This is a genomic window from Bisbaumannia salifodinae (genome assembly GCF_055388505.1).
Map to the genome: position 1 here is coordinate 321077 of NZ_AP043781.1, position 25815 is coordinate 346891.

Here is a 25815-nt window from a genome sequence, read left to right on the forward strand (position 1 = left end):
GCCGATTATGCTACGTATGACCCAAGAAGCTCTTACGTTCGATGACGTATTACTCGTACTTGGCTACTCCGAGGTCCTGCCCAAGGACGTCAGCCTCTGGACTCGCCTGACTCGCGACCTCTACCTCAACTGTTTAGGCTGAATTTACCCGGGGGCGGTATCACGGGATAATCGCCAGCCATCCCGTGATGCCCAGGACCTTTTGCCGATGATGTTCCGCTTCGAGACCCACGACCCCGAGACCTACCGCCGCAAGGCGCGCCTGATCAGCCTGGCCATGGCGGGCCAGCTGCTGGTCTTCGGGCTGCTCTTCTCCCAGCTGCTGGTGCATGCCTTCGGCTCCAGTCTCTGGCTCAATGCCCTGGGGGTGCTGCTGGGGCTGATCGCCACCAGCCTGGTCTTCGCCGCCCTCAAGGAGCGGCCCTGGATGACCGAGGTGCGCTATGTGTGGCAGCTCAAGGGCCACCTCTCCAAGGTCAGCGGTTACCTGAGAACGCTGCGCGAGGCGGTGGAGGAGGGCAATAACTCGGCCCTGCATCTGCTGACCTTCTACCACCAGGGCATGGCCCAGCTCGCGGAACTCAACGGCCGCACCCTGGACGACGACGGCGAGCTGCTGGCGGAGCGCCTCAAGGTGCGCCAGTGGCGCGCCGAGCGCGGCCTGTCGGAGGCAGTGGAGGGCTTCGATCCCCAGGATCTGCAGGCCTTTAAAAAGTCCTGATCGGGTTGTTTGATCCGCCGGCTCGCTGGTGAGTGGGATGAGCCGCACTGGCTGGCGAAGCGACGTCGCCAGGACGCTGACGAGACGCGAGCGACTAGCGGGGATCGACAGGGATGTCGCATCCAGGGCCGGCGAGAGGGACCTCGGTCCGGCCCGACGCGTCAGTCGCGAGCGTAGCGTCAGGGTTTCGTCCTGGAGAGAAGCGAGCAAGCCAGTACGGCGGTACCGAGTACCCTGCGCCTTTGCTTCGCCTTTGCTTCGCCTTTGCTATGCCTTGGTGGCATAGGCGTAGAGCAGGGTCTCCTGAGCGCTGATCGGCGCCGCCTCGCCGGGGTGCTGCTTCAGGTAGCTGCCATCGGGCTGCAGCAGCCAGCTCTGGCAGTTATCCACCAGATAGGTCTCCAGGTCCTTGCGCACCCGGGCGGCCAGCTTCCTGTCGCGCAGCGGGAAGCAGGTCTCCACCCGGTGGAACATGTTGCGGGTCATGAAGTCGGCGCTGGAGCCCCATACCTCGCCCTTGCCGTCGTTATGGAAGTAGAAGACCCGGGTATGCTCCAGGAAGCGCCCGACGATGGAGCGCACGCGGATCGTCTCCGAGATGCCCGGCACCCCCGGGCGCAGGCAGCACTGGCCGCGGATGATCAGGTCGCACTCCACCCCCGCCTTGGAGGCCCGGTAGAGGGCGCGGATCAGCTTGGGCTCGGTCAGCGAGTTGCACTTGATGATCAGGTGGGCACGGCGTCCCTGGCGGGCGTGTTCCGCCTCCCGGTCGATCATCGCCACCAGGCCCTCGTGGAGGGTGAAGGGGGCATGCAGCAGGGCATCGATGCGCCGCTGCTTGCCCATCCCCGAGAGCTGCTGGAAGAGCTGGAAGACGTCCTCGCAGAGTACCGGGTCGGCGGTGAAGAGGCTGTAGTCGGTGTAGAGGCGTGCCGTCTTGGTGTGATAGTTGCCGGTGCCCAGGTGGGCATAGTAGCGCAGCCCGCCCCGCTCGCGGCGCACGATATGCAGCAGCTTGGCGTGGGTCTTGTAGGCCATCACCCCGTAGATGACGATGGCCCCGGCCTCCTGCAGCTTGGCCGCCAGGGCCAGGTTGTCCGCCTCGTCGAAGCGCGCCCGCAGCTCGATCACCACCGTGACCTCCTTGCCGCCCCGGGCCGCCTCCACCAGGGCGCCGACGATCGGCGAGTCGGCGCCGGTGCGGTAGAGGGTCTGCTTGATGGCCAGCACCTCCGGGTCCCGGGCCGCCTCCGCCAGCAGGTCCTCCACCGGGGCGAAGGACTGGAAGGGGTGATGGAGCAGGATATCGCCGCCGGCGATGGCGTCGAAGAGGCTGCCGCCCCGGCTCAGCGCCTTAGGTAGGCTCGGGGTGAAGGGGCGGTAGACCAGCTCGGCGCGCGCCACGTCGTCGATCACCGCCATCATGCGGGTCAGGTTGACCGGGCCGTTGACCCGATAGAGGTCGCTCTCCTCCAGCTCGAACTGCTTGAGCAGGAAGCTGGCCAGTTCCTCGGGGCAGTTGTCGGCCATCTCCAGGCGCACGCCGCTGCCGTAGCGCCTGGCCAGCAGCTCGCCGCGCAGCGCCGAGGCCAGGTCCGAGACCGCCTCGGGATCCACCGAGAGGTCGGCATTGCGGGTCAGGCGAAACTGATAGCACCCCTGCACCTTCATGCCGGGGAAGACCTCGCCGGCATGGGCGTGGATCATCGAGGAGAGGAAGACATACTCCTTCACGCCTTCCTCGCAGAGTGATTCGGGCAAGCCGATCAGCCGCGGCAGCGAGCGCGGGGCGGGCAGAATGGCCAGTCCGCCCTCGCGGCCGAAGGCGTCCTTGCCCTCCAGCTCGACGATAAAGTTGAGGCTCTTGTTGACCAGCCGCGGGAAGGGGTGGGAGGGATCCAGGCCGATGGGGCTGATCACCGGCAGGATCCGCGACTCGAAGTAGTCCGCCACCCAGGCCGCCTGCTCCTCGGTCCAGGCGTCCCGGCGTCGGAAGCGGATGCCCTGCTCCTCCAGGGCCGGCAGCAGCAGCTCGTTGAGGATACGGTACTGGCGCCCCACCTGCTCATGGGTCAGCCGCGAGATCTCCGCCAGCAACTGGGGCACCGGCAGGCCGTCGGCGCCGCTCTCGTCACGGCCGAGGGCCAGGCTGTGCTTGAAACCGGCGACGCGGATCTCGAAGAACTCGTCCAGGTTGGAGGAGAAGATCAGCAGGAAGCGCAGGCGGTCGAGCAGCGGATGGGCCGGATCCAGGGCCTGCTCCAGCACCCGGATATTGAACTCCAGGTGGGAGAGTTCGCGGTTGATATACAGGGCCGGGTCGTCCAGGGCCGCCTCCGGGGCCGGCAGCGGCTTGGCCTTGATGCCGGGGCGGTGGCGGTTGAGGCGCAGCTCGCCGGCGGGCTCCCCGCGTAGGGGAGCCTGGGCGGTATGGGAGGTGTGAGGGCCGTGCAGCGTCGTCATCCGTGTCTCCTCGGGTGATGACGAGGCACGGCCCCGTCATCAGGCGTTGTTGAGCAGTCGCGCCGCCCGCTTGGCGAAGTAGGTCAGCACCCCATCGGCGCCGGCGCGCTTGAAGCAGAGCAGTGACTCCAGGATCACCCGGTCGGCATCCAGCCAGCCGTTCTCGAAGGCGGCCATATGCATGGCGTATTCCCCGCTCACCTGGTAGGCGAAGGTCGGGACCCTGAGCTCCTCCTTGACCCGGCGCACCACGTCCAGGTAAGGCATGCCGGGCTTGACCATCACCATGTCGGCGCCTTCGGCCAGGTCGAGGGCCACCTCGTGGAGGGCCTCGTCGCCGTTGGCCGGGTCCATCTGGTAGGTGCTCTTGTCGGCCTTGCCCAGGTTGGCGGCGGAGCCCACGGCGTCCCGGAAGGGACCGTAGTAGTGGGAGGCGTACTTGGCGCTATAGGCCATGATCCGCGTATTGACCAACTGCTCCTGTTCCAGCACCTGGCGAATGGCGCCGATGCGGCCGTCCATCATGTCCGAGGGGGCCACCACGTCGGCGCCGGCCTCGGCGTGGGAGAGGGCCTGCTTGAGCAGGGTCTCCACGGTGCGGTCGTTATGGACATAGCCCTCCGCGTCGAGGATGCCGTCCTGGCCGTGGCTGGTGTAGGGATCGAGGGCCACGTCGGTGATGATGCCCAGCCCCGGCACGGCGGCCTTGAGGGCGCGCACGCTGCGCTGCACCAGGCCCGAGGCGCTATAGGCCTCCTCGGCCAGCTCGCTCTTCAACTCGGCGTCCACCACCGGGAAGAGCGCCAGGGCGGGAATACCCAGTGCCAGGGCTTCCCGGGCCTCCTCGATCAGCAGATCCAGTGACAGCCGCTCGACCCCGGGCATGGAGGGCACCGCCTCGCGGCGATTCTCGCCTTCCAGCACGAAGACCGGCCAGATCAGGTCGGCGGGGGTCAGCACGTTTTCACGCATCAGGCGGCGCGAGAAGTCATCCTTGCGCATGCGCCGCAGGCGCGCCGCGGGGAACTGGCGAGACGTCATCAGGCTCAAGGTCATTCTCCGGTCGAGGCCGCCCCGTCATCCGACTATCGCCCATGGCGATGACAGTTCGGTGACAGCGGCGGGAGGAATCGATGGGGCCCCTGGGGGGCATGGGAAGGCAGTATATCAGGGCGGCCCGAGCCTCGGCAGGCGCCGCTTGTCGCACCCCGGGCGAGCCTCTAGAGTAAGGTCTCCACTGTTTCCCTGGGGCCCGCGGGTCGGGCCGAATGCGAGGAGTCGATGATGACCAAGAAGGTAGCGGTGATTCTTGCCGGGTGCGGTGTCCAGGATGGCGCCGAGATCTACGAGACGACCCTGACCCTGCTGCGCCTGGATCAGCGGGGCATCGAGTATCGCTGTTTCGCCCCGGATATCGCCCAGCGGGAGGTGATCGACCATCACCGCGGCGAGGCGGTGGAGGGCGAGACCCGCAACGTCCTGGTAGAGGCGGGGCGCCTGGCCCGGGGCGAGATCAGCCCCCTGGCCGAGCTGGATGCCGAGGCCTTCGACGGCCTGGTGCTGCCCGGTGGCTTCGGGGTGGCCAAGAACCTCTGCGACTTCGCCCTGGCCGGCTCCGACATGGAGGTGCTGGCGCAGCTGCGTGATGCCGTGGTGCCCTTCCATGAGGCGCGCAAGCCTATCGGCCTGATGTGCATCGCCCCGGTGCTGGTGCCCAAGCTGCTGGGCAGCGGCATCGCCGTGACCGTGGGCAACGACCCGGGGGTGGCCGGTGCCATCAGCAGCATGGGCGGCCTGCATCGCAGCTGCGCGGTGGACGATATCGTCGTCGACCACGAGAACCGGGTGGTGACCACCCCGGCCTATATGCTGGCCAGCCGCATCAGCGAGGCGGGGGAGGGCATCTTCAAGCTGGTGGACAAGCTGGACGAGCTGATGGCCTAAGCCGGCGATACCGGAGCTTGGAAGCTTCGAGCGCCTTGTGCCCTATGCCCTGGGCTTTGTGTCCTGTGCCTACGGGCAAGGAGGCTCGCTCGCACCGGGCCGAAACCCCGTTGGCTCCGCGAGCCGGGTGACGCGCACCAGGCCGGACCGAGGTCCCTCTCGCCGGTCGCAGACGCGCATGTCTTAACTCGACATCCCTGTCGAGTTGCGCTACCCGGCTCGCTGCACCCCAGCGCCCCGGCGAAATCGCTCGCCTTCCTTGCCCGGAGCCAAGTCGGCCGTTCAGCGTTTCCCAGGCATAAAAAAGGTTCATCGCACGTTGGCGTGAATACTATCGTGGGAGCGCGGATTCCGCGCGATATCGCCCGAAGGGCGATCTGGCAGGCACCAAGGCGCCTGTCGGCGCCAATCGTCCGGAATCCGGACTCCCACAATGACAAGCCGGAGATCTGCCATGTCGTGGCTTCACGCTGATCTGCGATGAACCCTAAAAAACCGCCGCCGTGGGTAGCCCACGGCGGCGGTTTTTTAGGGCGACAGGTGCCCTAGGCGCGGTCGTCGTTGGCGTTCTCGCTGTTGCTCTCGCTCGGTTCGTCGGCGGCCTCGGCTTCTGACTTGGCGCGGCGCTTGCGGGCCAGGCGGCCGAACAGCAGGCCCACCTCGTAGAGCAGGTACATGGGCACCGCCAGCAGGCTCTGGGAGATCACGTCCGGGGGCGTCAGCAGCATGCCCACCACGAAGCAGCCCAGGAAGATATAGGGCCGCTTCCTGGAGAGGTTCTCCACCGTGGTGGCGCCGGAGGCGATCAGCAGGAAGGTGGCGATGGGGATCTCGAAGGCCACCCCGAAGGCGAAGAACAGCTTGAGAACGAAGTTGAGGTAGGCATTGATATCGGTCATCACCGTCACGCCTTCCGGCCCGGTCTGGGTGAAGAACTGGAACAGCAGCGGGAAGACCACGTAATAGGCGAAGGCGGCGCCGGCGTAGAAGAGCAGTACGCTGGAGGCCAGCAGCGGCACTGCCAGGGCCTTCTCATTATCGTAGAGGCCCGGGGCGACGAAGGCCCAGGCCTGGTGCAGCACATAGGGGATGGCGGCGAAGACCGCTACCACCAGGGTCAGCTTGAAGGGTGCCAGGAAGGGCGAGGCCACCTCGGTGGCAATCATCTGGGAGCCTTCCGGCAGCAGCGCCATCAGCGGCTGGGCTACGAAGGTGTAGATGTCGTTGGAGAAAGCGTAGAGGCCGAGGAAGATCACCAGGATCGCCAGCACCGCCCGCATCAGCCGCGAGCGCAGCTCGATCAGGTGCTCGATCAGCGGGGCCTGGGCGAGGTCCTTGGGGTCGGGGCTCTGGCTCATGGGGCGGAGGAATCCTTGGCGCGTGAAGCGGCACTGTCCTGGGGCCGGGCAGAAGTGCCCTCGGTGTCGGAAGCGGCATCGGCCGTGTCGCGGTGGGCCTTGCGCGCCAGGGCATCATCCAGGCGCTCCAGGGGGCTGGCGTGCTCCCGGGGCTCCCCCTCCTGGTCGGAGGGTGGGTTCGATGGGCCCTTGGCCTCCGGCGTGGCCGATCCCGGTGCCTTGCCGGCCGCCTGGGTATCGTCCGGCTCCCCGATGCTCTCCACCCCGCGCTTGACCTGGCCGAGGCTCTCGTCGAGCTTCTTCTGCTGTTCGTTGAGCTTCTGGCGCAGCTCTTCTGCCTCCAGCTGAGCGCTGATCTCGCGCTGCATGCCGGAGACGGTACGCTTGATCTTGCCGATCCATAGCCCCAGGGTGCGGGCGGCCTTGGGCAGGCGCTCGGGACCCAGCACCAGCAGGCCCACCACGCCGATCAGCAGCAGCTCGAGAAAGCCGATATCGAACATGGCGGGTTACTTGCGCTCTTCCGATTCCTCGGGCTTCTGTTCGGCCTTGACGTCGTAGGTGTTGCCCTTGTCGTCGTGGCTCACCTGAGCCTGGCTGGCCTCTTCTTCCTTCTTCTTCTCTTCCTCGCTCATGGCGCTCTTGAAGCCCTTGACGGCGCCCCCCAGGTCGCTGCCCACGTTGCGCAGCTTCTTGGTGCCGAAGATCAGGATGATAATGCCGAGTACGATGAGCAGCTGCCAGATACTGATACCGCCTAACATAGTCTCTCTCCTTCAGGATGCCGGCTCGCCGGGAGCCTGACTTGCATTGTCATTGCCGGGCGGCCTTCTCGTCCAGCCCGGACATGCCGAAGCGGCGTGCCAGCTCCTCCAGCACCGCCCGATGCGAGATATCCAGGTGCGATAGCATCACCAGGCTATGAAACCACAGGTCGGCGGTTTCGGCGACCAGGGCTTGTCGCTCGGCCTCGCCGCCGGCCTCGGCGTCCTTGGCGGCCAGCAGGGCCTCGGTGGCCTCCTCGCCGATCTTCTCGAGGATCTTGTTGAGCCCTTTGTGATGCAGCGAGGCCACATAGGAGCTCTGGGGGTCGGCATGGCGGCGCTCGTCCAGCACAGCTTCGAGTCGTTCGAGGATATCGCTCATCGATGACACTCCAGGGTCAAGGGTCGAATTCAGTGCCAGGCCAGCAGCAGGGCACCCAGGGCCGCGGCGGCCAGTACCGGCCAGGGCTGCTGCCCGGCCCAGGCCAGCAGGGGCTGCCAGGCCAGGGCCAGGGCCAGCAGCAGCACGCCGAAGCGCAGCCGGCGGGCGCCCCGGGCGGCATGCTTGAGGTGGCGGCGCATGCCGGCGAGGGCATCGCTCTGGCGGCGGCGCTGCTGGCGTTCCGCCTCCACCTGGGTCAGGGCCTGGTGGGCCAGCACCGGCAGCTCCGGCAGTTGCCGGGTCAGTTCCGGCGCCTGGCGCTTGAGCGACTCCAGGAAGCCGCGGGGGCCGGCGCGCTCCTTCATCCAGCGTTCCAGGTAGGGCTTGGCGGTGCTCCACAGGTCGAGGTCCGGGTAGAGCTGACGCCCCAGGCCCTCGATATTGAGCAGGGTCTTCTGCAGTAGCACCAGTTGTGGTTGGACCTCCATATTGAAGCGCCGTGCGGTCTGGAAGAGTCCCAGCAGTACCTGGCCGAAGGAGATGTCCTTGAGGGGTTTCTCGAGGATCGGTTCGCATACCGCGCGGATGGCGGCGGCGAACTCGTTGGCCCGGGTGCCCTCGCCGACCCAGCCCGACTCGATATGCAGCGCCGCCACCTCGTAGTAGTCCTGATGGAAGAAGGCCAGCAGGTTGCGGGCCAGGTAGTCCTGGTCCTCGCGGGTCAGGCTGCCGACGATGCCGCAGTCGATGGCGATGTACTGGGGATCCTGGGGCTTGCCTTCGGTGACGAAGATATTCCCCGGGTGCATGTCGGCGTGGAAGAAGTTGTCGCGAAACACCTGGGTGAAGAAGATCTCCACGCCCCGCTCGGCGAGCTTCTTGAGGTCGGTGCCCTGGGCCTCCAGGGCCGCCAGGTCGGCTACCGGGATGCCGTGGATGCGCTCCTGGACCATGACGCCGCGGCGGGTCAGCGGCCAGTGAATGGCCGGCACATAGAGCAGCGGCGAATCCTTGAAGTTGCGCTTGAGCTGGGAGGTGTTGGCGGCCTCCTTGTGCAGGTCGAGCTCATCGAACAGGGTCGCCTCGTAGTCGCGAACCACCTCCAGGGGGCGCAGCCGGCGCGCCTCCGGCACCAGGGTGAGCAGCCGCGCCACCCGGTACATCAGTACCATGTCCTGGCGCATCACCCGTTCGATGCCGGGACGGATGATCTTGACCACCACGGCCTCGCCGCTATGCAGGGTGGCGGCATGCACCTGGGCGATGGAGGCGGAGGCCAGGGGCGTGCTGTCGAAGCGGGCGAAGGCCTCGGTCAGGCTCATCTCCAGCTCTTCCTCGACCCGTGCCACCGCGGCCTCGCCGGGGAAGGGGGGCACCTGATCCTGCAGGCGGCGCAGTTCGTCGGCGATATCCGGGGGCAGCAGGTCGCGGCGGGTGGAGAGCATCTGGCCGAACTTGACGAAGATCGGCCCCAGGGCCTCCAGGGCCAGGCGCAGGCGCTCGCTGCGCGAGCGCTGGCCGATGGGTACCAGGCGCAGTGGCGAGAGAATAAACAGCAGGCGCAGCGGCAGGGGCAGGCGGTCGAGGGGGATCAGGGTATCCAGGCGGTAGCGGGTCACCACCCAGAAGATCCGCACCAGGCGCAGGGTCATGGGGTGGGCTCCTCGACGGCTTGCGCCAGGCGGCGCAGGCGAGCCAGCCGTGCCTCGAGGCGGTCGGTGGCCACCTCCAGCTCGGTGAGGTGGTCGCGCAGCACCTCCAGCTGGCGCCGCGCGGGCAGCAGGCGTACCTCTTCGCTGAGGTACTCGCCCAGGTCGGCGCGCAGCTCGTGATGGCTGCGCAGCCCCCAGCGGGTCAGGCGGCGGAGGCCTTCGGCGAGGCTATGGGCCGGCACGTCGCCCAGCCAGCCGGCCAGCTCCGCCTCCCAGTCCAGGTCGAGGTCCAGCAGCAGGTCGCGGGCCTGCTCCAGCAGCGGCACGCGACCGCGTACCGCCAGCTTGCCCCGGAACATCAGCCGTTCCACCGACTCGCCGCCGAGCAGTTCGCCGAGGGTCTCGGCGTCCAGCTCGACGATGGCATCGGCGTCATGCTCCTCGCACGCCTCGGCGCGCAGCAGCATCAGGCCCCGGTCATGGAAATGCACCAGCACGGCGAGGGCGGGGCGCTCCAGACGCAGCAGCAGGCGACCACCATTCAGGCGGGCGAGCCGTCCCGGGGCCGCGGGGTCCCGGGCGAGCAGGGCGTTAAGCGTGGATTCGAGGGCGGCCAGCAGCATGGGTCAGAGCTTGATCCCGCGGTGCAGGGCGACGATGCCGCCGGTGAGATTGGTGTATTCGACCCGTTCGAGGCCCGCGGCCTCCATCATGCCCTTGAGGGTCTCCTGATCCGGGTGCATGCGGATCGACTCGGCCAGGTAGCGGTAGCTGTCCGGGTCCTTGGCCACCAGCTCGCCCATCCTGGGCAGCAGGCGGAAGGAGTACTCGTCGTAGACCTTGGAGAGCAGGGCGCTGGGGGGCTTGGAGAACTCCAGCACCAGCAGGCGGCCGCCGGGCTTGAGCACCCGGGCCATGGAGCGCAGGGCGGCGTCCTTGTCGGTGACGTTGCGCAGGCCGAAGGCGATGGTGATGCAGTCGAAGCTGTTGTCCGGGAAGGGCAGGCACTCGGCGTTGGCCTGGACATACTCGACGTTGCCGCCGACGCCGCTGTCGAGCAGCTTGTCGCGGCCCACGTTGAGCATGGAGGCGTTGATATCGGCCAGCACCACCTTGCCCCGGGGGCCCACCAGGCGCGAGAACTTCAGGGTCAGGTCGCCGGTGCCGCCGGCGATATCCAGCACCCGGTGGCCCGGACGCACCCCGGCCCGCTCGATGGTCAGGCGCTTCCAGATGCGGTGGATGCCCAGGGACATCAGGTCGTTCATCAGGTCGTAGCGCGCGGCGACCGAGTGGAAGACATCGGCGACCCGCGAGGCCTTCTCCCCGACGGGCACTTCCTGGAAGCCGAAGTGGGTGGTGCGCTTGTCCATGAACCCTTCCTAGCGAGCAGTCGAGTGATTGCGGCGGATCGCCACGGCAGGCGCTATTGTAGCCGGCTTGGCGCGGCCTTGTCTGCGCCGCGGGGTCGCATGCCGGGCTAGCGCAGCTGGCATGGCTGAGGGGCGCTGGGGGCAGGATGGAGCGGGGGTCCTATGCCAGGGATGGCATCGGTAGCGCCCAGGGAGGGGGTCACAGCGCCCCGCGATGGCCTGCCCCCAGGGTAGCCCCGGGCCTCAGTGCAGAAAGTGTACTAAATGCGATAGCCCTGGGTCGCCGGGTGGACGAGATACCTAGAGCTGCTTGATCTGGATGCCCAGGGGCTCCCGGGAGGCGCCGGCGGCCTCCAGGCGCTCCAGGTAGTCCCGCCAGTAGCGGGCCTGGTGCTCGGCCAGATCGAGCAGGTACTCCCAGGTATAGAGGCCGCTGTCGTGGCCGTCGTCGAAGTGCAGCTTGAGGGCGTAGCGGCCGGCCTGGGTGATATTGGCCAGGCCCACGTCCTTCTTGCCCACCTGCAGCACGGCATCGTCGCCGCCGTGGCCGCGCACCTCGGCGGAGGGGGAGTAGACCCGCAGGTACTCGATGGGCAGCCGGAAGCTGCGCCCGTCGGCGTAGTCGAGCTCCAGCTCGCGGCGCGTCTTGTGGTAGTGCACTCGGATCGGAATAGGGGCGCTCATGGCATGCCTCCGCTTCTGGCGTGGTGGAGGCGCGGCTACCCCGGCGACAGGTCTACGAGGGGGCGCTGTGAATCCATCCCTGGACGCTACCGATGCCCTGCTTCGCTCTCGCGTCCTGCTACGCTTGCAGGACCGGTGCTGGCCATCCATGGCCAGCCCGTTCGAAGCAGTGCTTCTCACCCCTGGCATAGGCCCCCCTCTACAACCTGTCCGGCGCCGCGCGGCTCGCTGCCTCAAGGCTTACAGCTTGAGGCCGCGGGCTGGGATTAGAGGATATACCGGGACAGATCCTCGTCCATGGCCAGCTCGCCCAGTTGGGAGTCGACATAGGCGGCGTCGACGACCAGCGGGCCCTGGAGGTCGCCGCCCTGGTAGGAGGCCTCCTCCAGCAGGCGTTCCATCACCGTGTGCAGGCGGCGGGCGCCGATATTCTCGGTGCCCTCGTTGACCCGCCAGGCGATCTCGGCGATGCGCTCGATGCCGTCCTGGGTAAACTCCACCGTCAGGCCCTCGGTGGCCAGCAGCGCCTGGTACTGCTTGGTCAGCGCCGCGGAGGGCTCGGTGAGGATGCGCTGGAAGTCGTCCGGGCTCAGGGCATTGAGCTCGACGCGGATCGGCAGGCGCCCCTGCAGCTCGGGGATCAGGTCCGAGGGTTTGGCCAGATGGAAGGCGCCGGAGGCGATGAAGAGGATATGGTCGGTCTTCACCATGCCGTACTTGGTGGAGACGCTGGAGCCCTCGATCAGCGGCAGCAGGTCACGCTGCACCCCCTCCCGGGAGACCTCGCCGCCGCTGGACTGGCCGCTGCCCTTGGCGACCTTGTCGATCTCGTCGAGGAAGACGATGCCGTGCTGCTCCACCGCCTCGATGGCGCGGCTCTTGATCTCTTCCTCGTTGACCAGCTTGGCGGCCTCCTCGTCGCGCAGCAGCTGCCAGGCATCCTTGACCTTGACCCGCTGGGTCTCGGTCTTCTGCTTGCCGAGGTTGGCGAACAGGCCCTGCAGCTGCTGGGTCATCTCCTCCATGCCCGGTGGGGTCATGATATCGACCCCCGGGGCCTGGGGGGTGATCTGGATATCGATCTCCTTGTCGTCCAGCTGCCCCTCGCGGAGCTTCTTGCGGAAGACCTGGCGGGTGGAGCTGTCCTGGCGGGGGGTGTCCTCCTGGCCCCGGGGCGGCGGCAGCAGGGCGTCGAGGATGCGGTCCTCGGCGGCGTCTTCGGCCTTGTGGCTCACCTCTTCCTTGGCCTGTTCGCGCACCAGCTTGATGGCGGCCTCGGTGAGGTCGCGGACGATGGACTCCACGTCGCGACCCACATAGCCCACCTCGGTGAACTTGGTGGCCTCGACCTTGATAAAGGGCGCCTTGGCCAGCTTGGCCAGGCGCCGGGCGATTTCGGTCTTGCCCACCCCGGTGGGGCCGATCATCAGGATGTTCTTGGGGGTCACCTCGGGGCGCAGGTCGTCGTCGAGCTGCATGCGCCGCCAGCGGTTGCGCAGGGCGATGGCCACGGCGCGCTTGGCGTCCTGCTGGCCGATGATGTACTGGTCCAGGGCGTGGACGATCTCGCGGGGGGTCATCTGGGTCATGGGGACGGCCTCAGAGCTCTTCGAGGGTGACGTGGTGATTGGTGAAGACGCAGATATCGCCGGCGATCTCCAGGGACTTCTCGGTGATTTCCCGGGCGCCGAGCTCGGTATTCTCGAGCAGGGCGCGGGCCGCGGCGAGGGCGAAGTTACCGCCGGAGCCGATGGCGATGATGCCGCGCTCCGGCTCCACCACGTCACCGTTGCCGGTGATGATCAGAGAGGCGCTCTTGTCGGCCACCGCCAGCAGGGCCTCCAGGCGGCGCAGGGCGCGGTCGGTGCGCCAGTCCTTGGCCAGCTCCACGGCGGCCTTGGTCAGGTGTCCCTGGTGTTTCTCGAGCTGGGCCTCGAAGCGTTCGAAGAGGGTGAAGGCGTCGGCGGTGCCGCCGGCGAAGCCGGCCAGGACCTGGCCGCGATAGAGGCGACGTACCTTGCTGGCATTGCCCTTCATCACGGTGTTGCCGAGGGAGACCTGGCCATCGCCGGCCAGGGCCACCTGGTCACCGCGGCGCACGGATACGATCGTGGTCATGGAGGGGGGGTGACTCCGTAACGGGGAGCCGGGGCTCCCGATGACTTTCGGCGCCCGGCCGGGCGCCGTGTGTAGGCTTTCAGGGGAGGTGTGGGCGATAAGGCCCGAATTCAAGCGCTCCGAGCGCTGCCACCGAGTTCTAGGCTCAGTTCTGCAGGCGAATCAGCAGCGGTTCGATGCCCTGGGTGACCATCAGGTCCTGGGCGCGGTTGAGCTCCCGGGTGTCCTCGTAGGGGCCCACCTGGACCCGGTGCCAGGCGTTGCCGTCACTGCCCGAGACCTCGCTGATGCGCGCCACCAGGCCGAAGTCCCGCAGCCGACCCGCCAGGCGTTGGGCATCATTCACCTCGCGGAAGGAGGCGGCCTGCAGCATATAGCGATGCCCGGATGCCGCGGAGGAGGCGGTGGCTGGTGTGCTGGCGGCGGGTGTGCTGCTGCGTGCCTCGTTCTCGGCCAGGTTGGCGGCGATCACCCGGGCGATGGGATCCTCCTCATCGGAGGTCGAGTCGCTGGTGGGGGCGGTCGTCTCCTGACGCTCGGGGCGTGGCGGCGGGGTGGGGCGAGAGGCCGCCTCCTGGGTCTCGCTGCGTGGGGCGATCACCTCCGACTCCGGCAGCAGGGTATAGAACTCGAAGGTCGGCGTCCTGGGGGCCTCGGTACGCTCCGCCGGGGCCTCGCTGGCCGGGCGTGGCAGCACCGTGGCGGTGGGGGGCGGCGCCGAGGCCTGGAAGTGCTGGGCCAGGAAGTAGCCGGCCAGCAGGCCGCCGACGCCCCATAGCCAGCCGGGCAGGCCACGCCGCTGGGCGGCGGGGCGCTTGCGGGACGAGGCGCCGCGGCGCTTGGGAGGGCTGGACTGGCGGCGGCTGGCCATGAATGACGTCTCCTTACATCGCTTCGGGGCGCCGGCTCTGACAAGCCGGTCGAGGCCGTTGCAGGGTTCGATGGAACACTGGCAACGGACCAGGGCTTAGATCCCTTCACATCGCTTCGGGGGCACCGGCCCTGACAAGCCGGTCGCGGCCCAGACCTTACATCTCCTCGGGGCGCCGGCCCTGACAAGCGGGTCGAGGCCCAGGCCTTACGCTTCTTACATTTCTTCGGGGGCGCCGACACCCAGCAGGTCGAGGCCGTTGCGGATCACCTGGCGGGTGGCCAGGCCCAGCGCCAGGCGCGCATTGCGCAGGGCGTCGTCCTCCACCATCACCTTGACCGCGTTGTAGCAGGTGTGGAAATCCGCCGCCAGGTCCTGGAGGTACTGGGCCACCTGCTGGGGTTCCCGCGAGGTGGCGGCGTGGGTCACCACCTCGGGATAGCGGGCCAGGCGGTTCATCAGCGCCTTCTCCTGGTCCTCGGTGAGGGAGGCCAGGTTGGCCATGGCCAGGCCATGATCGAAGGCCTGCCCCTCGCTCTCGATGCGGCGCAGTACGCTGCATACCCGGGCGTGGGCGTACTGCACGTAGTAGACCGGGTTGTCGTTGGACTGGGAGCGGGCCAGGTCGATATCGAAGGTGAGCTGGGAGTCGGCCCGGCGCGCGGCCAGGAAGTAGCGGGTGGCGTCGCGGCCCACCTCGTCGATCAGGTCGCGCAGGGTCACATAGCTGCCGGCGCGCTTGGAGAGCTTGACCTCGACCCCGGAGCGGGTCACCAGCACCATCTGGTGCAGCACATAGTCGGGCCAGCCCTGGGGGATGTCGGCATCCAGGGCCTGCAGGCCGGCACGCACCCGGGTCACGGTGGAGTGGTGGTCGGCGCCCTGTTCGTTGATCACCTGGGTAAAGCCGCGCTGCCACTTGTCCAGGTGGTAGGCCACGTCCGGCAGGAAGTAGGTGTAGCCGCCATCCTGCTTGCGCATCACCCGGTCCTTGTCGTCGCCGAAGTCGGTGGTGCGCAGCCACAGGGCGCCATCCTCTTCGTAGGTATGGCCCTTGTCGATCAGCCGTTCCACGGTGGCCTCGACCTTGCCTTCCTCGTAGAGGGAGGACTCCAGAAAATAGACGTCGAACTCGACGCCGAAGGCCTTGAGATCGAGATCCTGCTCGCGGCGCAGGTAGGCCACGGCGAATTCGCGGATGGCGTCGAGGTCATCCGGGTCGCCCTTGGCGGTGACATGGCGGTCGTCGGCGTGGACCGTCTCGCCGGCCAGGTAGCTGTTGGCCACGTCCTGGATATAGCCGCCCCGGTAGCCGTCCTCCGGCCAGCCGGCGTCCTCGGGGCCGAGACCCTTGACGCGGGCCTGCACGGAGCGGGCCAGGTTGCTGATCTGGGCGCCGGCGTCGTTGTAGTAGAACTCGCGGGTGACGTCATAGCCCACGGCTTCCAGCAGGCGGCACAGGGAATCGCCGATGGCGGCGCCGCGGCCATGGCCCACATGCAGGGGGCCGGTGGGGTTGGCGGAGACGAACTCCACCTGCACCTTCTGGCCCTGGCCGGCGAGGCTGCGGCCATAGGCGTCGCCGCTCTCCAGTACCTGGGCGACCACTTGGGCCACGGCGTCGGTGGCGGCGAAGAAATTGATGAAGCCGGGGCCGGCGATCTCGGTCTTGCTGACCGCGGGGCTCTCGGGCAGGGCGGCCACCAGGGCCTCGGCCAGGTCGCGGGGCTTCTTGCCCGCCGGCTTGGCCAGCATCAGCGCCAGGTTGGTGGCGTAGTCGCCGTGGGCCTTGTCCTTGGTGGGGTCGACCTTGATGGTGGGGGACGTCTCCGCGGGCAGCACGCCCTGCTGCTTGAGGTTGGCGAGCGCCTCGTCGAGCAGCGCGATAATGGTCTCTTTCATGGGGTCGGCATGTCCTGTGTCCCCCGCCGCAGGATAGCGGCCGGGGCGGGTGAAAGCGTGGCAAAGACGCCCATTATCGGCAATTGGGCCGCGGCTTTAAAGCCTGGCCGGTCTTTAGACGCCCTCTCATATTGACTCCGGCAATTGGGCCGCGGCTTTAAAGCCTGGTCGACCTTTAGGCGCCCCCTTTACTCGACGCCCAGCAGGGGCTCGGGGTCGAGGATCACGGTGCGCTGGCTATCGCTCAGCATCACCTGGCCCTCCTGGACATTGCACTGCAGGTTGATGGAGCGATCCGCCAGTTCGGCCAGCTCGCGGCTCTGCTCCGCCGGCAGGCGCCAGACGGCCAGGTTGTCGAAGCGGCTCAGGCGGTGCTGAAGCTTCTCCCACCAGGGGCGCACGGCGCCCTCCTCGCCATAGGCGTAGAGGATCACCTGGCGCGAGCGCTGACAGGCCTTGCGCAGGCGATCCTCGTCGGGCAGGCCCAGCTCGATCCACAGCTCGATGGCGCCGGTCAGGTCCTTGCGCCACAGCTCCGGTTCGTCGTCGGTGCTCAACCCGCGGGTGAAGGCGAGGCCTTCGCCGGCATTCAGGGCATAGGCCAGCAGGCGCACCATCAGTCGCTGGTCGGTCTCCGAGGGGTGCTGGGCCAGGGTCAGGGAGAGGTCGTCGTAGTGGTGACGATCCATATCGGCCAACTGGATCTGGGCCTTGCAGATGGTGGACTTGAGGGCCATGGGCTGTCTCGCCAGTATCGGTAATAAAAAGAGGGCGCCAATGTAACCCGCCGCGGCGGGGATCAAAAGAGAGGGATCGAAAGGGGCCGCCTTAACTGAGGGTCTGGGGGTCGATATCCAGGGACCAGCGCACCCGGCGCGCCTCGCGGCACTGCTCCAGCCAGCCGATCAGCCAGGCGCCGGCCTCATGCAGGCGGCTGCGGCGCTCGGCGCTGAGCATCAGCTGCATATGGTAGCGCCCCTGGCGGCGCTCCATGGGGGCCGGCACCGGGCCCAGGCAGTGCACCTCCGGGGCCTGGTCGGCGAGCCAGGCGCGCAGGGCGTCGGCAGACTGCCCGGCCAGGGCCTGGACGGCCTCCTCCCGGGGCGCCTCCAGGCGCAGCAGGGCCAGGAAGCGATAGGGGGGCAGGGCGGCGGCGCGGCGCTCGGTCAGGAGTTGCTCGGCCAGGGCGTCATAGCCCTGGGAGGCCAGCAAGCCGAGCTGGGGGTCGTCGCTATGCTGGGTCTGCACCAGCACCCGTCCGGGGTGTTCGGCGCGCCCGGCGCGCCCGGCCACCTGCTCCAGCAATTGGGCGCTCTGCTCCATGGCGCGGAAATCGCTGGCATAGAGGCCGGCATCGGCATTGACCACCACCACCAGGGTGACATGGGGCAGGTGGTGGCCCTTGGCCAGCATCTGGGTGCCCACCAGGATCGCCGGATCGCCCCGGCGCACCTCGTTCAGCAGGGTCTCGAAGGCCTCCTTGCGGCGGGTGCTGTCCCGGTCGATGCGGTAGATGGGGACCTCGGGGAAGAGGCCGGCCAGGCTCTCCTCGCTGCGTTCGGTGCCGGTGCCCAGGGGGCGCAGGTCGGCGCTGCCGCACTGGGGGCAGGCATCCGGCAGCGGCTGCTGGTGGTCGCAGTGGTGACAGACCAACTGGTGGGGTTGGCGGTGCAGGGTGAGGCGGGCATCGCAGTGGCGGCACTCGGCCAGCCAGCCACAGGCTTCGCAGGCCAGGGTGGGGGCGAAGCCGCGACGATTGATGAAGACCAGCACCTGATGCCGCGCCGCCAGGGTCTGGCGAATTGCCTCGATCACCGGCGGAATCAGGCCGCCGCGGCGGGGTCGGCCGCGGGTGTCGATCAGCTCCAGCCGGGCCGGCGCATGGCGGCTGGCGCGACGGGTCAGGCGCAGGTGCTGGTAGCGCCCCGAGTGGGCCTGGGCCAGGCTCTCCAAAGAAGGGGTGGCGCTGCCCAGCAGCACCGGGATGTCGTGGTAGTGGGCCCGAGCCACCGCCAGGTCCCGGGCATGATAACGCAGGCCATCCTGCTGCTTGAGGGAACCGTCGTGCTCCTCGTCGACGATGATCACGCCGGGGCGCGCCAGGGGAGTGAAGACCGCCGAGCGGGTGCCGATAACAATGGGCGCGCGGCCCTGGAGTGCCGCCAGCCAGGCGTCCAGGCGTTCGCCGTCGGCGAGTCCCGAGTGCAGGGCCACCACCGGCACGCGGAAGCGCTTGCGAAAGCGGGCCAGGGTCTGGGGGGTCAGGCCGATTTCCGGCACCAGCACCAGGGCCTGGCGCCCGCGGGCCACCACCGCCTCGATCAGCTGCAGGTAGACCTCGGTCTTGCCGCTGCCGGTGACGCCGTGGAGCAGGGCGGGGGAGAAACGCTCCAGGCCGTCGTGGAGCCTGCCCAGGGCCTGGGCCTGCTCGCCGTTGAGGGTCAGCGCCGGTTCCGCCAGCAGGCGATCGGCGCTGGGCAGGGGGGCCTCGATCAGCGGTTCCAGGTCGGCATGGATCAGCCCCTTGGAGGCGAGCGCCTGCAGCTGGGCCCGGGTAAAACCCTGGGCGCCGATGGCCGGGGTGGCGAGCCCCCGGGGATGCTGGCGCAGCATGGCCAGCAGGGCGGCCTGGCGGGGCGCCCGGGCCAGGGCCTCCGCCGGGAGGGACTGGCCGTCGGGGGTCAGGCGCCAGGTCTCCCGGGTGCGCGCCTCCAGGGGGCGCCCCTGGCGCAACAGGCCGGGCAGGGCGTGAGTCAGGGTGTCGCCCAGGCTATGCTGGTAGTAGCGGGCGGTGAAGCGGCACAGCCATAGCCAGTCTTCCGGCAGCGGCGTGTCGTCGAGCCAGCCGGCGATTGGCTTGAGGCTGGCCGCCGGCACCTCGCTATGGTCGCGGCACTCGATGACGATGCCTACCACCTCGCGGCGCCCGAAGGGCACCCGTACCCGCAGTCCCGGTCGCCAGCCCCCCGGTGGTGGGGCGATGGCGCGGTAGTCGAACAGGCGGCGCAGCGGGGAGGGGACGGCGACCCCGAGGATCGTCGTGGGCGAGGGACTGGGCAATTGGCCTCCGGCATCGTCTCTGCTAGAATGCGCGCCTTCATGGCGCCATGCGTCATGGTTACCGGTGGGCGCGGCGTCATCTTAACGCACCCAAAACCCGTATGCGGTGCCTGGCAAGAGATCAGGTGGCGGCATACCGCTCCATGAGGCTTCACGATGAAACAAGGTATCCATCCCGAATACAAGAAGGTCAGCGTCTCCTGCTCCTGCGGCGCCACCTTCGAAATCGGCACCACCTCCAATCAGGAGATGTCCCTGGACGTCTGCTCCCAGTGCCACCCCTTCTACACCGGCAAGCAGAAGCAGGCGACCACCGGTGGCCGCGTCGAGCGCTTCAACAAGCGTTTCGGTGCCGCGATTCGTCGCTAAACTCTGCTCGCTATCGCCCCAGGGCGATATCGGAAGACCCGCCCGGCCTCGCCGGGCGGGTTTTTTTATGTCTCCTGCCAAGGACTTGGGGCTGTAATAAGCTCTTTGTTATGCCTGAATTGCCAGTCATAAGTTCGGCTAAATATTTGGAAATGCCTTCAAACAAGCGACTAAAAGCCTTGAATGACAGTGACTTGGCACAAGTTGTGGGCTTGGACGTTTTTCTATATTCTGGCGCGACACCTATGTACTCTGCTACGACTGGACAACACCCATGACTGACCCGAGACAAGCGGCACTGGACTATCACTCACAGCCGATCCCCGGCAAGCTCTCCGTGGAGCTGACCAAGCCCACCGAGACTGCCAAGGATCTGGCCCTGGCCTATAGCCCGGGTGTCGCCGAGCCCTGCCGCGAGATCGCCAAGGACCCGGAAAATGCCTACCGCTACACCGGCAAGGGCAACCTGGTGGCGGTGATCTCCGATGGCTCCGCCATCCTCGGCCTCGGTAACCTGGGTCCGCTGGCCAGCAAGCCGGTCATGGAAGGCAAGGGCGTGCTGTTCAAGTGCTTCGCCGGCATCAATTCCGTGGATATCGAGGTCAATGCCGAGAGCCCGCAGGCCTTTATCGATACCGTGGCACGCATCGCCGATACCTGGGGTGGCATCAACCTGGAAGACATCAAGGCGCCGGAATGCTTCGAGATCGAGCGCGCCCTGATCGAGCGCTGCAATATCCCGGTGTTCCATGACGATCAGCACGGCACCGCCATCGTCACCGCGGCGGGCATGATCAATGCCCTGGATATCGCCGGCAAGAAGATCGACGAGGCGCGTATCGTCTGCCTGGGTGCCGGTGCCGCGGCCATCGCCTGCATGAAGCTGCTGGTTTCCTGCGGCGCCAGGGCCGAGAACATCTTTATGCTGGATCGCAAGGGCGTGATCCATAGCGGTCGTGACGACCTCAATCAGTACAAGGCGATGTTCGCCACCGAGACTGAGCGTCGCACCCTGGATGATGCCATCGAGGGTGCCGATGTGTTCGTCGGCCTCTCCGGCCCTAACCTGCTCTCCGCCGAACAGCTCAAGAAGATGGCCGCCAACCCGGTGGTCTTCGCCTGCTCCAACCCGGATCCGGAGATCCACCCGGAGGTGGCCCTGGCCGCCCGGAATGACGTTATCATGGCCACCGGTCGTTCCGACTTCCCCAACCAGGTCAACAATGTCCTAGGCTTTCCCTTCATCTTCCGCGGCGCCCTGGACGTGCGTGCCACCGCCATCAACGAAGAGATGAAGATCGCCGCGGTGCATGCCATCAAGGACCTGGCCCGCGAGCCGGTGCCGGCCGAGGTCAAGGCCGCCTACGAAGTGGAAGAGATGAGCTTCGGTCCCGAGTACATTATTCCCAAGCCGATGGATGCCCGCCTGCTGGACCGCGTCTCCGCGGCGGTAGCCCAGGCGGCGGTGGACTCCGGCGTAGCGCGCAAGCCCTACCCGGCCCACTATCCGCTGACCCGTATCGAGGACGTCTACGGCAACTAAGTCGCGACCTCATCGAAGCGCCGGCCTCGTGGCCGGCGTTTTTCCGTCCGTACCACGACAAGGCCCGCATCACAGGATGCGGGCCTTGTCGCTGTTATGGGCTCATGCCCGGCGGTTCGCCGGGCGAAGGGGTCAGAAGATCGACTCGAAGGAGCCGCTACCCTGGGAGCCGCTGTGTTGCTCCAGGTCGCGGCCCACATTATAGGGCTCGAACTCGGGCAGGTGGTCGGCCTGGAAGAGCTCGCTGATCCCGCCGGGTTGGCCATCGCGCAGGCGTCGGCCGGACTCCGGGTCGATGCGGGCGCTGACCACCTCGGCGGGGCGTGGCAGTCTCGCCTCCGGGCGTCCCTCGAGGGCCTGGCCCATAAAGTCGATCCACACCGGCAGGGCGGCACGACCGCCATACTCGCCGGTGGTTTCGTTGTTGTCCTTGCCGATCCAGACCGAGACCGCCAGGTCGGCGTTATAGCCGGCGAACCAGGCATCGCGCTGGTCGTTGGTGGTGCCGGTCTTGCCGACGATATCGCCGCGCCCCAGCTCCAGGGCGGCGCGACCGGTGCCTGCCTCGATCACGTCGCGCAGCATATCGGTGACCAGGTAGGCGGAAGAGGCGTCGACGACCCGGGGCGCTACCGGGTAACGGCGACCGTCGATCTCCACCTCCTGGGTGCCGGGCAGGCAGTCGTGGCAGGCCACCCGGGGACTGGCCTCATCCACCAGTTCCTCATTGGCGCCACGGGTGACCCGCTCGATAAACCAGGGGCTGATGCCATGACCGCCATTGGCCAGGGTGGCATAGGCGTGGGTCATCTCCAGGGGTGTCAGGCTGGCGCTGCCCAGGGCCAGGGAGAGGCCGTGGGGCAGGCGAGACTCGTCGAAACCGAAACGCGCCAGGAAATCGATGGCGTTGTCGAGCCCCAGGCGCTGCAGCACGCGGATGGTGACCAGGTTGCGGGACAGGGCCAGGGCGTTACGCACCCGCATGGGGCCGCGGAAGTCGCCGCTGGAGTTGACCGGCCGCCAGGTGGTGCCGGCATCCGGCATGACCACCGGGGCGTCATTGATCACCGATGCCGTGGTGATCTCGCCCGCCTCCAGGGCCGCCAGATAGATGAAGGGCTTGAAGATGGAGCCTGACTGGCGCTGGGCCTGGGTGGCGCGGTTGAACTTGCTGGCGGAGAAGCTGAAGCCGCCCTGCAGGGCCAGGATGGCCCCGCTGTCGGGGTCCATTACCACGATGGAGCCTTCGGCATCGGGGCGTTGGGAGAGGCGCCAACTGCCGTCCTCGCGCTGCAGGATGCGCACCAGGGAGCCCGGCTCGGCGATCTCGGCGGCGGAGCTCGGTTCGCCTTCGCGCCACTGGGCGGTGCGGTAGCGACGCGCCCAGCGCAGGCCCTCCCAGTCCAGGGTCAGCAGCTCGCCGCCGCGGCTCAGCACCCGCATCTCGCGCCCCTCGGCGGAGACCACGATGGCCGGATACAGGGGGCCGAAACGGGGAGTGCGCTCGAGCACATTGAGCCAGTTGCTGACGTCGCCGTCGATGCCTTCCACCACGGTCTGGCTACTGGCCGCGGCGCGGCGGGCCGTTTCCAGTACCTCGGGGGACTCGTCGAGTTCCTCTTCCAGGCCGCGGCGCTCGGTGCGTTCCTGGGCCTCCACCAGGCTGGCGGGAATCTCGGTCTCCTCGGGGCCGCGCCAGCCATGGCGGGTGTCATAGTCGATCAGGCCGCGGCTCAGGGCATCCCGGGCAATGGGCTGGAGTTCGCTGTCCAGGGTGGTGGTGATGCGATAGCCGCCGGTATAGGCCTCGTCGCCATAGCGATCCACGGCGAACTGACGCGCCATCTCGGCCATGTAGTCGGCCTCCACCTCGACCTGAGTGGCGAAGCGGCGGGCGGTGATGGGCGCGGCCACGGCCTCCTCGTAGGCGGGCCGGTCGATATATCCCAGCTCGCGCATGCGGTAGAGGATCCAGTTGCGGCGGATCAGCGAGCGTTCTGGGTTGGCCAGGGGGTTGAAGGCGGAGGGCGCCTTGGGCAGGCCGGCGATCATCGCCATTTCGGCCAGGCTCAGCTCATTCAGGGGGCGATCGTAGTAGGTCTCGGCGGCGGCGGCGATGCCGTAGGCGCGATGCCCCAGGAAGATCTTGTTGACGTAGAGCTCGAGGATCTCCTCCTTGGTCAGCACCTGCTCCATCTGCAGGGCCAGCAGGATCTCGCGGATCTTGCGGGTGAAGGTGCGATCCAGGGTCAACAGGTAGTTACGCGCCACCTGCATGGTGATGGTGGAGCCCCCCGACTGGATGTCGCCGCCGCTGGAGGCCAGCTCCAGGGCGGCGCGGGCCAGGCCGCGGGGGTCGACGCCGGGGTGCTCGAAGAAGCTGGCATCCTCGGCGGCCAGCAGGGCCTGGATCAGCGGTTCGGGAATCTCGGCGTAGTCGACGGCGATGCGTCGCTCCTCGCCGAACTCGCCGATCAGCTTGCCGTCACGGGTGAAGATGCGCAACGGCGCCTGGAGCTCGAAGTCCTGGAGCTGGCGGACATCGGGCAGGCCGGGGGCGAAATAGAGGGCAGCGCCGGCCACGGCCAGCAGGCCGGCAGCGGCCAGGGAGAGCGTCAGCCACACGAGAGAGGCAATAAGGCGTTTGAAAAACTTCATGAGATACCCGTGATAAGCGCGTGATAAGCGTTGGCGGTGCGGCGATAAGGCGGGGCTATCCTTGAGGGTAGCCATTATATGGGCCGAGGCGGGGGGTCACCAGCGTTGAAGAGGTAAGGATCATGCTATTGTGTGATGAAACGAAAATGGATGTAACCTGAAATTACGCAGCCGGAGGGCGCCGGACGATAACAAGACCGCCGGCGTTATGTCGCAACGGGAACGCATGGCACGAGCAGGGGGCGACCCAGGTGCAACTTAGCAGACAAGCCAAGGGACTGATCGGTGTCGATATCACCTCGGCCACCGTCAAGTTGATCGAGCTCAAGGCGGCACAAGGGGGCTTCCGGGTGGAAAGCTATGCGGTCTGCCCGCTGCGCGAAGGAGCCGTGGTCGAGCGCCGCATCCGCAATATGTCGGCGGTGGTCGAGGCACTGCAGCGTGCCGTCGAACTGGCGCGTCCGACCACCCGGCTCACCAGTGCGGCGGTGCCGGCCAGCGCGGCGATTACCAAGACCCTCTCCCTGCCCGCCTCACTCAATGATGACGAGATCGAGGCGCGTATCCAGATCGAGTCAGACAAGCATATTCCCTTCCCGTTCAGTGAGGTGGCCTTCGACTTCCAGCGCCTGGGCACTCATGCCCGCTATGCCGATCAGCAGGAGGTGCTGCTGGTCGCCTGCCGTCAGCAGGATGTCAGCCAGCTCACCGAGGCGCTGCTTCAGGCGGGGTTGACGCCGGCGGCGGTGGATGTGGAGGCCTTCGCCATGGAGCGGGCCTTTACCGAGGTGTGCCATCAGTTGCCCCGGGAGGAAGGCAGCAGCGGCAGCGTGGCGCTGGTGGATGTCGGGGCCACCATGAATGCCTTCCATGTGCTGCGCGAGGGGCGCATCACCTATAGCCGCGATACCGTCTTCGGCGGGCGCCAGCTCACCGACGAGATCGTCAATCGCTATGGGTTGAGCGTCGAGGAGGCGGGGCTGGCCAAGAAGCGGGGCGGCCTGCCCGAGGACTATCGGCACAGCGTGCTGGAGCCCTTCGTCGAGACCCTGGTGCAGCAGGTGGGGCGCTCCCTGCAGCTGTATTACACCGCCGGACGCCGGGAGGAGGTCAAGCGCCTGGTGCTGGCGGGTGGCTCCTGTGTCATTCCTGGCTTGCAGGAGCGCCTGGCGGCCGACAGCGGGATGGAGGTAGTGGTCGCCAACCCCTTCCTGCGCATGAAGGTCAACTCGCGAATCGATATCCACACCCTGGCCAGTGACGCGCCCGCCATGTTCACGGCTTGCGGTCTGGCGATGAGGTCGCGCCCATGACGATCGAGATCAATCTGCTGCCCTGGCGAGAGCAGCGCCGGGAGCGCCATAGCAAACGCTTCCATCTGGCCCTGGTGGCCATGGCGGTGGTGGGGCTGGCCGGCGGTGCCGGCATGACGCTCTACTATCAGCACGCCCTGGATATCCAGCAGCAGCGCAATGCCCATATCACCGACCAGTCGGCGCGGCTGGATCGGGATATTCGCTCGATCCGCGAGTATGAGGCCCAGATCGAGCGACTCGAGGCCCAGATCGCCGTCTTTCAGCGCCTCCAGGAGGGGCGCCCCCAGACCGTGCATGTGTTCAATCAGCTCGCCGAGAGTCTCGAGGAGGGGGTGCACTATACCCAGTTGACCCGCCAGGGCGAGCTGCTCAGCCTCACCGGCCTGGCCGAGAACAATCGCCAGGTCTCCGATCAACTGCGGGCCCTGGGGGCGGCGCCGGCCTTCGCCGTGCCCAACCTCTCCGAGGTGGAGTCTGATCAGGGGCAGGACCGGCGGCGCTTCAGCCTCAACGTGCCGCAACGCATGCCGGGTCAGCCGCTGGCCGAGGAGGATGAGTCATGAGCCTGTCTGGGGCTGGAGAGTGGCATCGACTCAAGGAGCTGGAGCGCATGCCGGGCCAGCCGCTGGCCGAGGAG

Annotated in this window: 23 protein-coding genes and 1 pseudogene; 7 read left to right on the forward strand and 17 right to left on the reverse strand. The window is 67.5% G+C overall.

What is annotated here, in order from left to right:
• Positions 1-7: 7 nt before the first annotated feature.
• Both ACZ5EF_RS01570 and ACZ5EF_RS01575 read left to right on the forward strand, forming a co-directional pair.
• A pseudogene (locus tag ACZ5EF_RS01570) lies at positions 8-130 on the forward strand (IMP dehydrogenase); the annotation flags it as partial.
• A 78-nt stretch (positions 131-208) separates the two neighbouring features.
• Entirely contained in the window at positions 209-721 is a 513-nt protein-coding gene (locus tag ACZ5EF_RS01575) for a DUF3087 family protein (RefSeq protein ID WP_346062803.1), read from the forward strand.
• 267 nt (positions 722-988) lie between these two features.
• Here ACZ5EF_RS01575 and ppk1 read toward each other — a convergent pair whose 3' ends face one another.
• Positions 989-3184, reverse strand: coding sequence for a polyphosphate kinase 1 (gene ppk1 / locus ACZ5EF_RS01580; protein ID WP_346062802.1), 2196 nt, complete (start codon positions 3182-3184; stop codon positions 989-991).
• Positions 3185-3223: 39 nt separating this feature from the next.
• A complete protein-coding gene (hemB, locus tag ACZ5EF_RS01585; protein ID WP_379729532.1) occupies positions 3224-4225 on the reverse strand; it encodes a porphobilinogen synthase in 1002 nt (333 codons plus the stop codon).
• Positions 4226-4468: 243 nt separating this feature from the next.
• Here hemB and elbB point away from each other — a divergent pair, with 243 nt between their 5' ends.
• Positions 4469-5128: an isoprenoid biosynthesis glyoxalase ElbB gene (gene elbB, locus ACZ5EF_RS01590; protein ID WP_346062800.1), complete on the forward strand. Its 660-nt coding sequence runs from the start codon at positions 4469-4471 to the stop codon at positions 5126-5128.
• Between the two features lie 545 nt (positions 5129-5673).
• On the opposite strand, the gene tatC is transcribed toward elbB, so the two are convergent.
• From tatC to ACZ5EF_RS01660, 14 genes are all read right to left on the reverse strand, one after another.
• Positions 5674-6486: a twin-arginine translocase subunit TatC gene (gene tatC, locus ACZ5EF_RS01595; RefSeq protein WP_346062799.1), complete on the reverse strand. Its 813-nt coding sequence runs from the start codon at positions 6484-6486 to the stop codon at positions 5674-5676.
• Positions 6483-6989, reverse strand: coding sequence for a Sec-independent protein translocase protein TatB (tatB, locus tag ACZ5EF_RS01600; protein ID WP_346062798.1), 507 nt, complete (start codon positions 6987-6989; stop codon positions 6483-6485). The genes tatC and tatB overlap by 4 nt, the downstream gene beginning before the upstream one ends.
• Before the next feature lie 6 nt (positions 6990-6995).
• Positions 6996-7250 carry a Sec-independent protein translocase subunit TatA gene (tatA, locus tag ACZ5EF_RS01605; protein WP_346062797.1) on the reverse strand — a complete coding sequence of 85 codons (255 nt, stop codon included), beginning with the start codon at positions 7248-7250 and terminating at the stop codon, positions 6996-6998.
• A gap of 49 nt (positions 7251-7299) precedes the next feature.
• The gene (locus ACZ5EF_RS01610; RefSeq protein WP_346062796.1) at positions 7300-7632 is read right to left on the reverse strand and encodes a phosphoribosyl-ATP diphosphatase; all 333 of its coding nucleotides are present in this window, start codon (positions 7630-7632) and stop codon (positions 7300-7302) included.
• Positions 7633-7661: 29 nt separating this feature from the next.
• Positions 7662-9284: a ubiquinone biosynthesis regulatory protein kinase UbiB gene (ubiB, locus tag ACZ5EF_RS01615; RefSeq protein ID WP_346062795.1), complete on the reverse strand. Its 1623-nt coding sequence runs from the start codon at positions 9282-9284 to the stop codon at positions 7662-7664.
• Positions 9281-9907, reverse strand: a complete 627-nt coding sequence (locus ACZ5EF_RS01620; protein ID WP_346062794.1) for a ubiquinone biosynthesis accessory factor UbiJ — start codon at positions 9905-9907, stop codon at positions 9281-9283. The genes ubiB and ACZ5EF_RS01620 overlap by 4 nt, the downstream gene beginning before the upstream one ends.
• A gap of 3 nt (positions 9908-9910) precedes the next feature.
• Complete coding sequence (gene ubiE / locus ACZ5EF_RS01625) at positions 9911-10657, reverse strand: bifunctional demethylmenaquinone methyltransferase/2-methoxy-6-polyprenyl-1,4-benzoquinol methylase UbiE (RefSeq protein ID WP_346062793.1); 747 nt, start codon at positions 10655-10657, stop codon at positions 9911-9913.
• 300 nt (positions 10658-10957) lie between these two features.
• Positions 10958-11341, reverse strand: a complete 384-nt coding sequence (locus tag ACZ5EF_RS01630) for a gamma-butyrobetaine hydroxylase family protein (protein ID WP_346062792.1) — start codon at positions 11339-11341, stop codon at positions 10958-10960.
• Positions 11342-11607: 266 nt separating this feature from the next.
• Positions 11608-12930, reverse strand: coding sequence for an ATP-dependent protease ATPase subunit HslU (gene hslU, locus ACZ5EF_RS01635; RefSeq protein ID WP_346062791.1), 1323 nt, complete (start codon positions 12928-12930; stop codon positions 11608-11610).
• Positions 12931-12940: 10 nt separating this feature from the next.
• Positions 12941-13459 carry an ATP-dependent protease subunit HslV gene (gene hslV, locus ACZ5EF_RS01640; RefSeq protein ID WP_251310285.1) on the reverse strand — a complete coding sequence of 173 codons (519 nt, stop codon included), beginning with the start codon at positions 13457-13459 and terminating at the stop codon, positions 12941-12943.
• A 145-nt stretch (positions 13460-13604) separates the two neighbouring features.
• A complete protein-coding gene (locus tag ACZ5EF_RS01645; RefSeq protein WP_346062790.1) occupies positions 13605-14330 on the reverse strand; it encodes an SPOR domain-containing protein in 726 nt (241 codons plus the stop codon).
• A 216-nt stretch (positions 14331-14546) separates the two neighbouring features.
• On the reverse strand, positions 14547-16232 hold the full coding sequence (gene argS / locus ACZ5EF_RS01650) for an arginine--tRNA ligase (RefSeq protein ID WP_346062789.1): 1686 nt from the start codon (positions 16230-16232) through the stop codon (positions 14547-14549).
• 188 nt (positions 16233-16420) lie between these two features.
• On the reverse strand, positions 16421-16969 hold the full coding sequence (locus ACZ5EF_RS01655) for a YaeQ family protein (RefSeq protein ID WP_346062788.1): 549 nt from the start codon (positions 16967-16969) through the stop codon (positions 16421-16423).
• Positions 16970-17060: 91 nt separating this feature from the next.
• Entirely contained in the window at positions 17061-19292 is a 2232-nt protein-coding gene (locus ACZ5EF_RS01660) for a primosomal protein N' (RefSeq protein ID WP_346062787.1), read from the reverse strand.
• Positions 19293-19448: 156 nt separating this feature from the next.
• On the opposite strand from ACZ5EF_RS01660, the gene rpmE reads away from it, so the two are divergent.
• Entirely contained in the window at positions 19449-19661 is a 213-nt protein-coding gene (gene rpmE / locus ACZ5EF_RS01665) for a 50S ribosomal protein L31 (protein ID WP_146803601.1), read from the forward strand.
• Between the two features lie 274 nt (positions 19662-19935).
• Entirely contained in the window at positions 19936-21204 is a 1269-nt protein-coding gene (locus ACZ5EF_RS01670; protein WP_346062786.1) for a malic enzyme-like NAD(P)-binding protein, read from the forward strand.
• A gap of 132 nt (positions 21205-21336) precedes the next feature.
• Here the strand turns inward: ACZ5EF_RS01670 and ACZ5EF_RS01675 are convergent, their stop codons facing one another.
• Positions 21337-23862 carry a penicillin-binding protein 1A gene (locus ACZ5EF_RS01675; protein WP_346062785.1) on the reverse strand — a complete coding sequence of 842 codons (2526 nt, stop codon included), beginning with the start codon at positions 23860-23862 and terminating at the stop codon, positions 21337-21339.
• 251 nt (positions 23863-24113) lie between these two features.
• On the opposite strand from ACZ5EF_RS01675, the gene pilM reads away from it, so the two are divergent.
• The gene (gene pilM, locus ACZ5EF_RS01680) at positions 24114-25175 is read left to right on the forward strand and encodes a type IV pilus assembly protein PilM (protein ID WP_346062784.1); all 1062 of its coding nucleotides are present in this window, start codon (positions 24114-24116) and stop codon (positions 25173-25175) included.
• On the forward strand, positions 25172-25741 hold the full coding sequence (locus ACZ5EF_RS01685; protein WP_346062783.1) for a PilN domain-containing protein: 570 nt from the start codon (positions 25172-25174) through the stop codon (positions 25739-25741). Before pilM ends, ACZ5EF_RS01685 begins: the two co-directional genes overlap by 4 nt.
• The last annotated feature ends 74 nt before the right edge of the window (positions 25742-25815 follow it).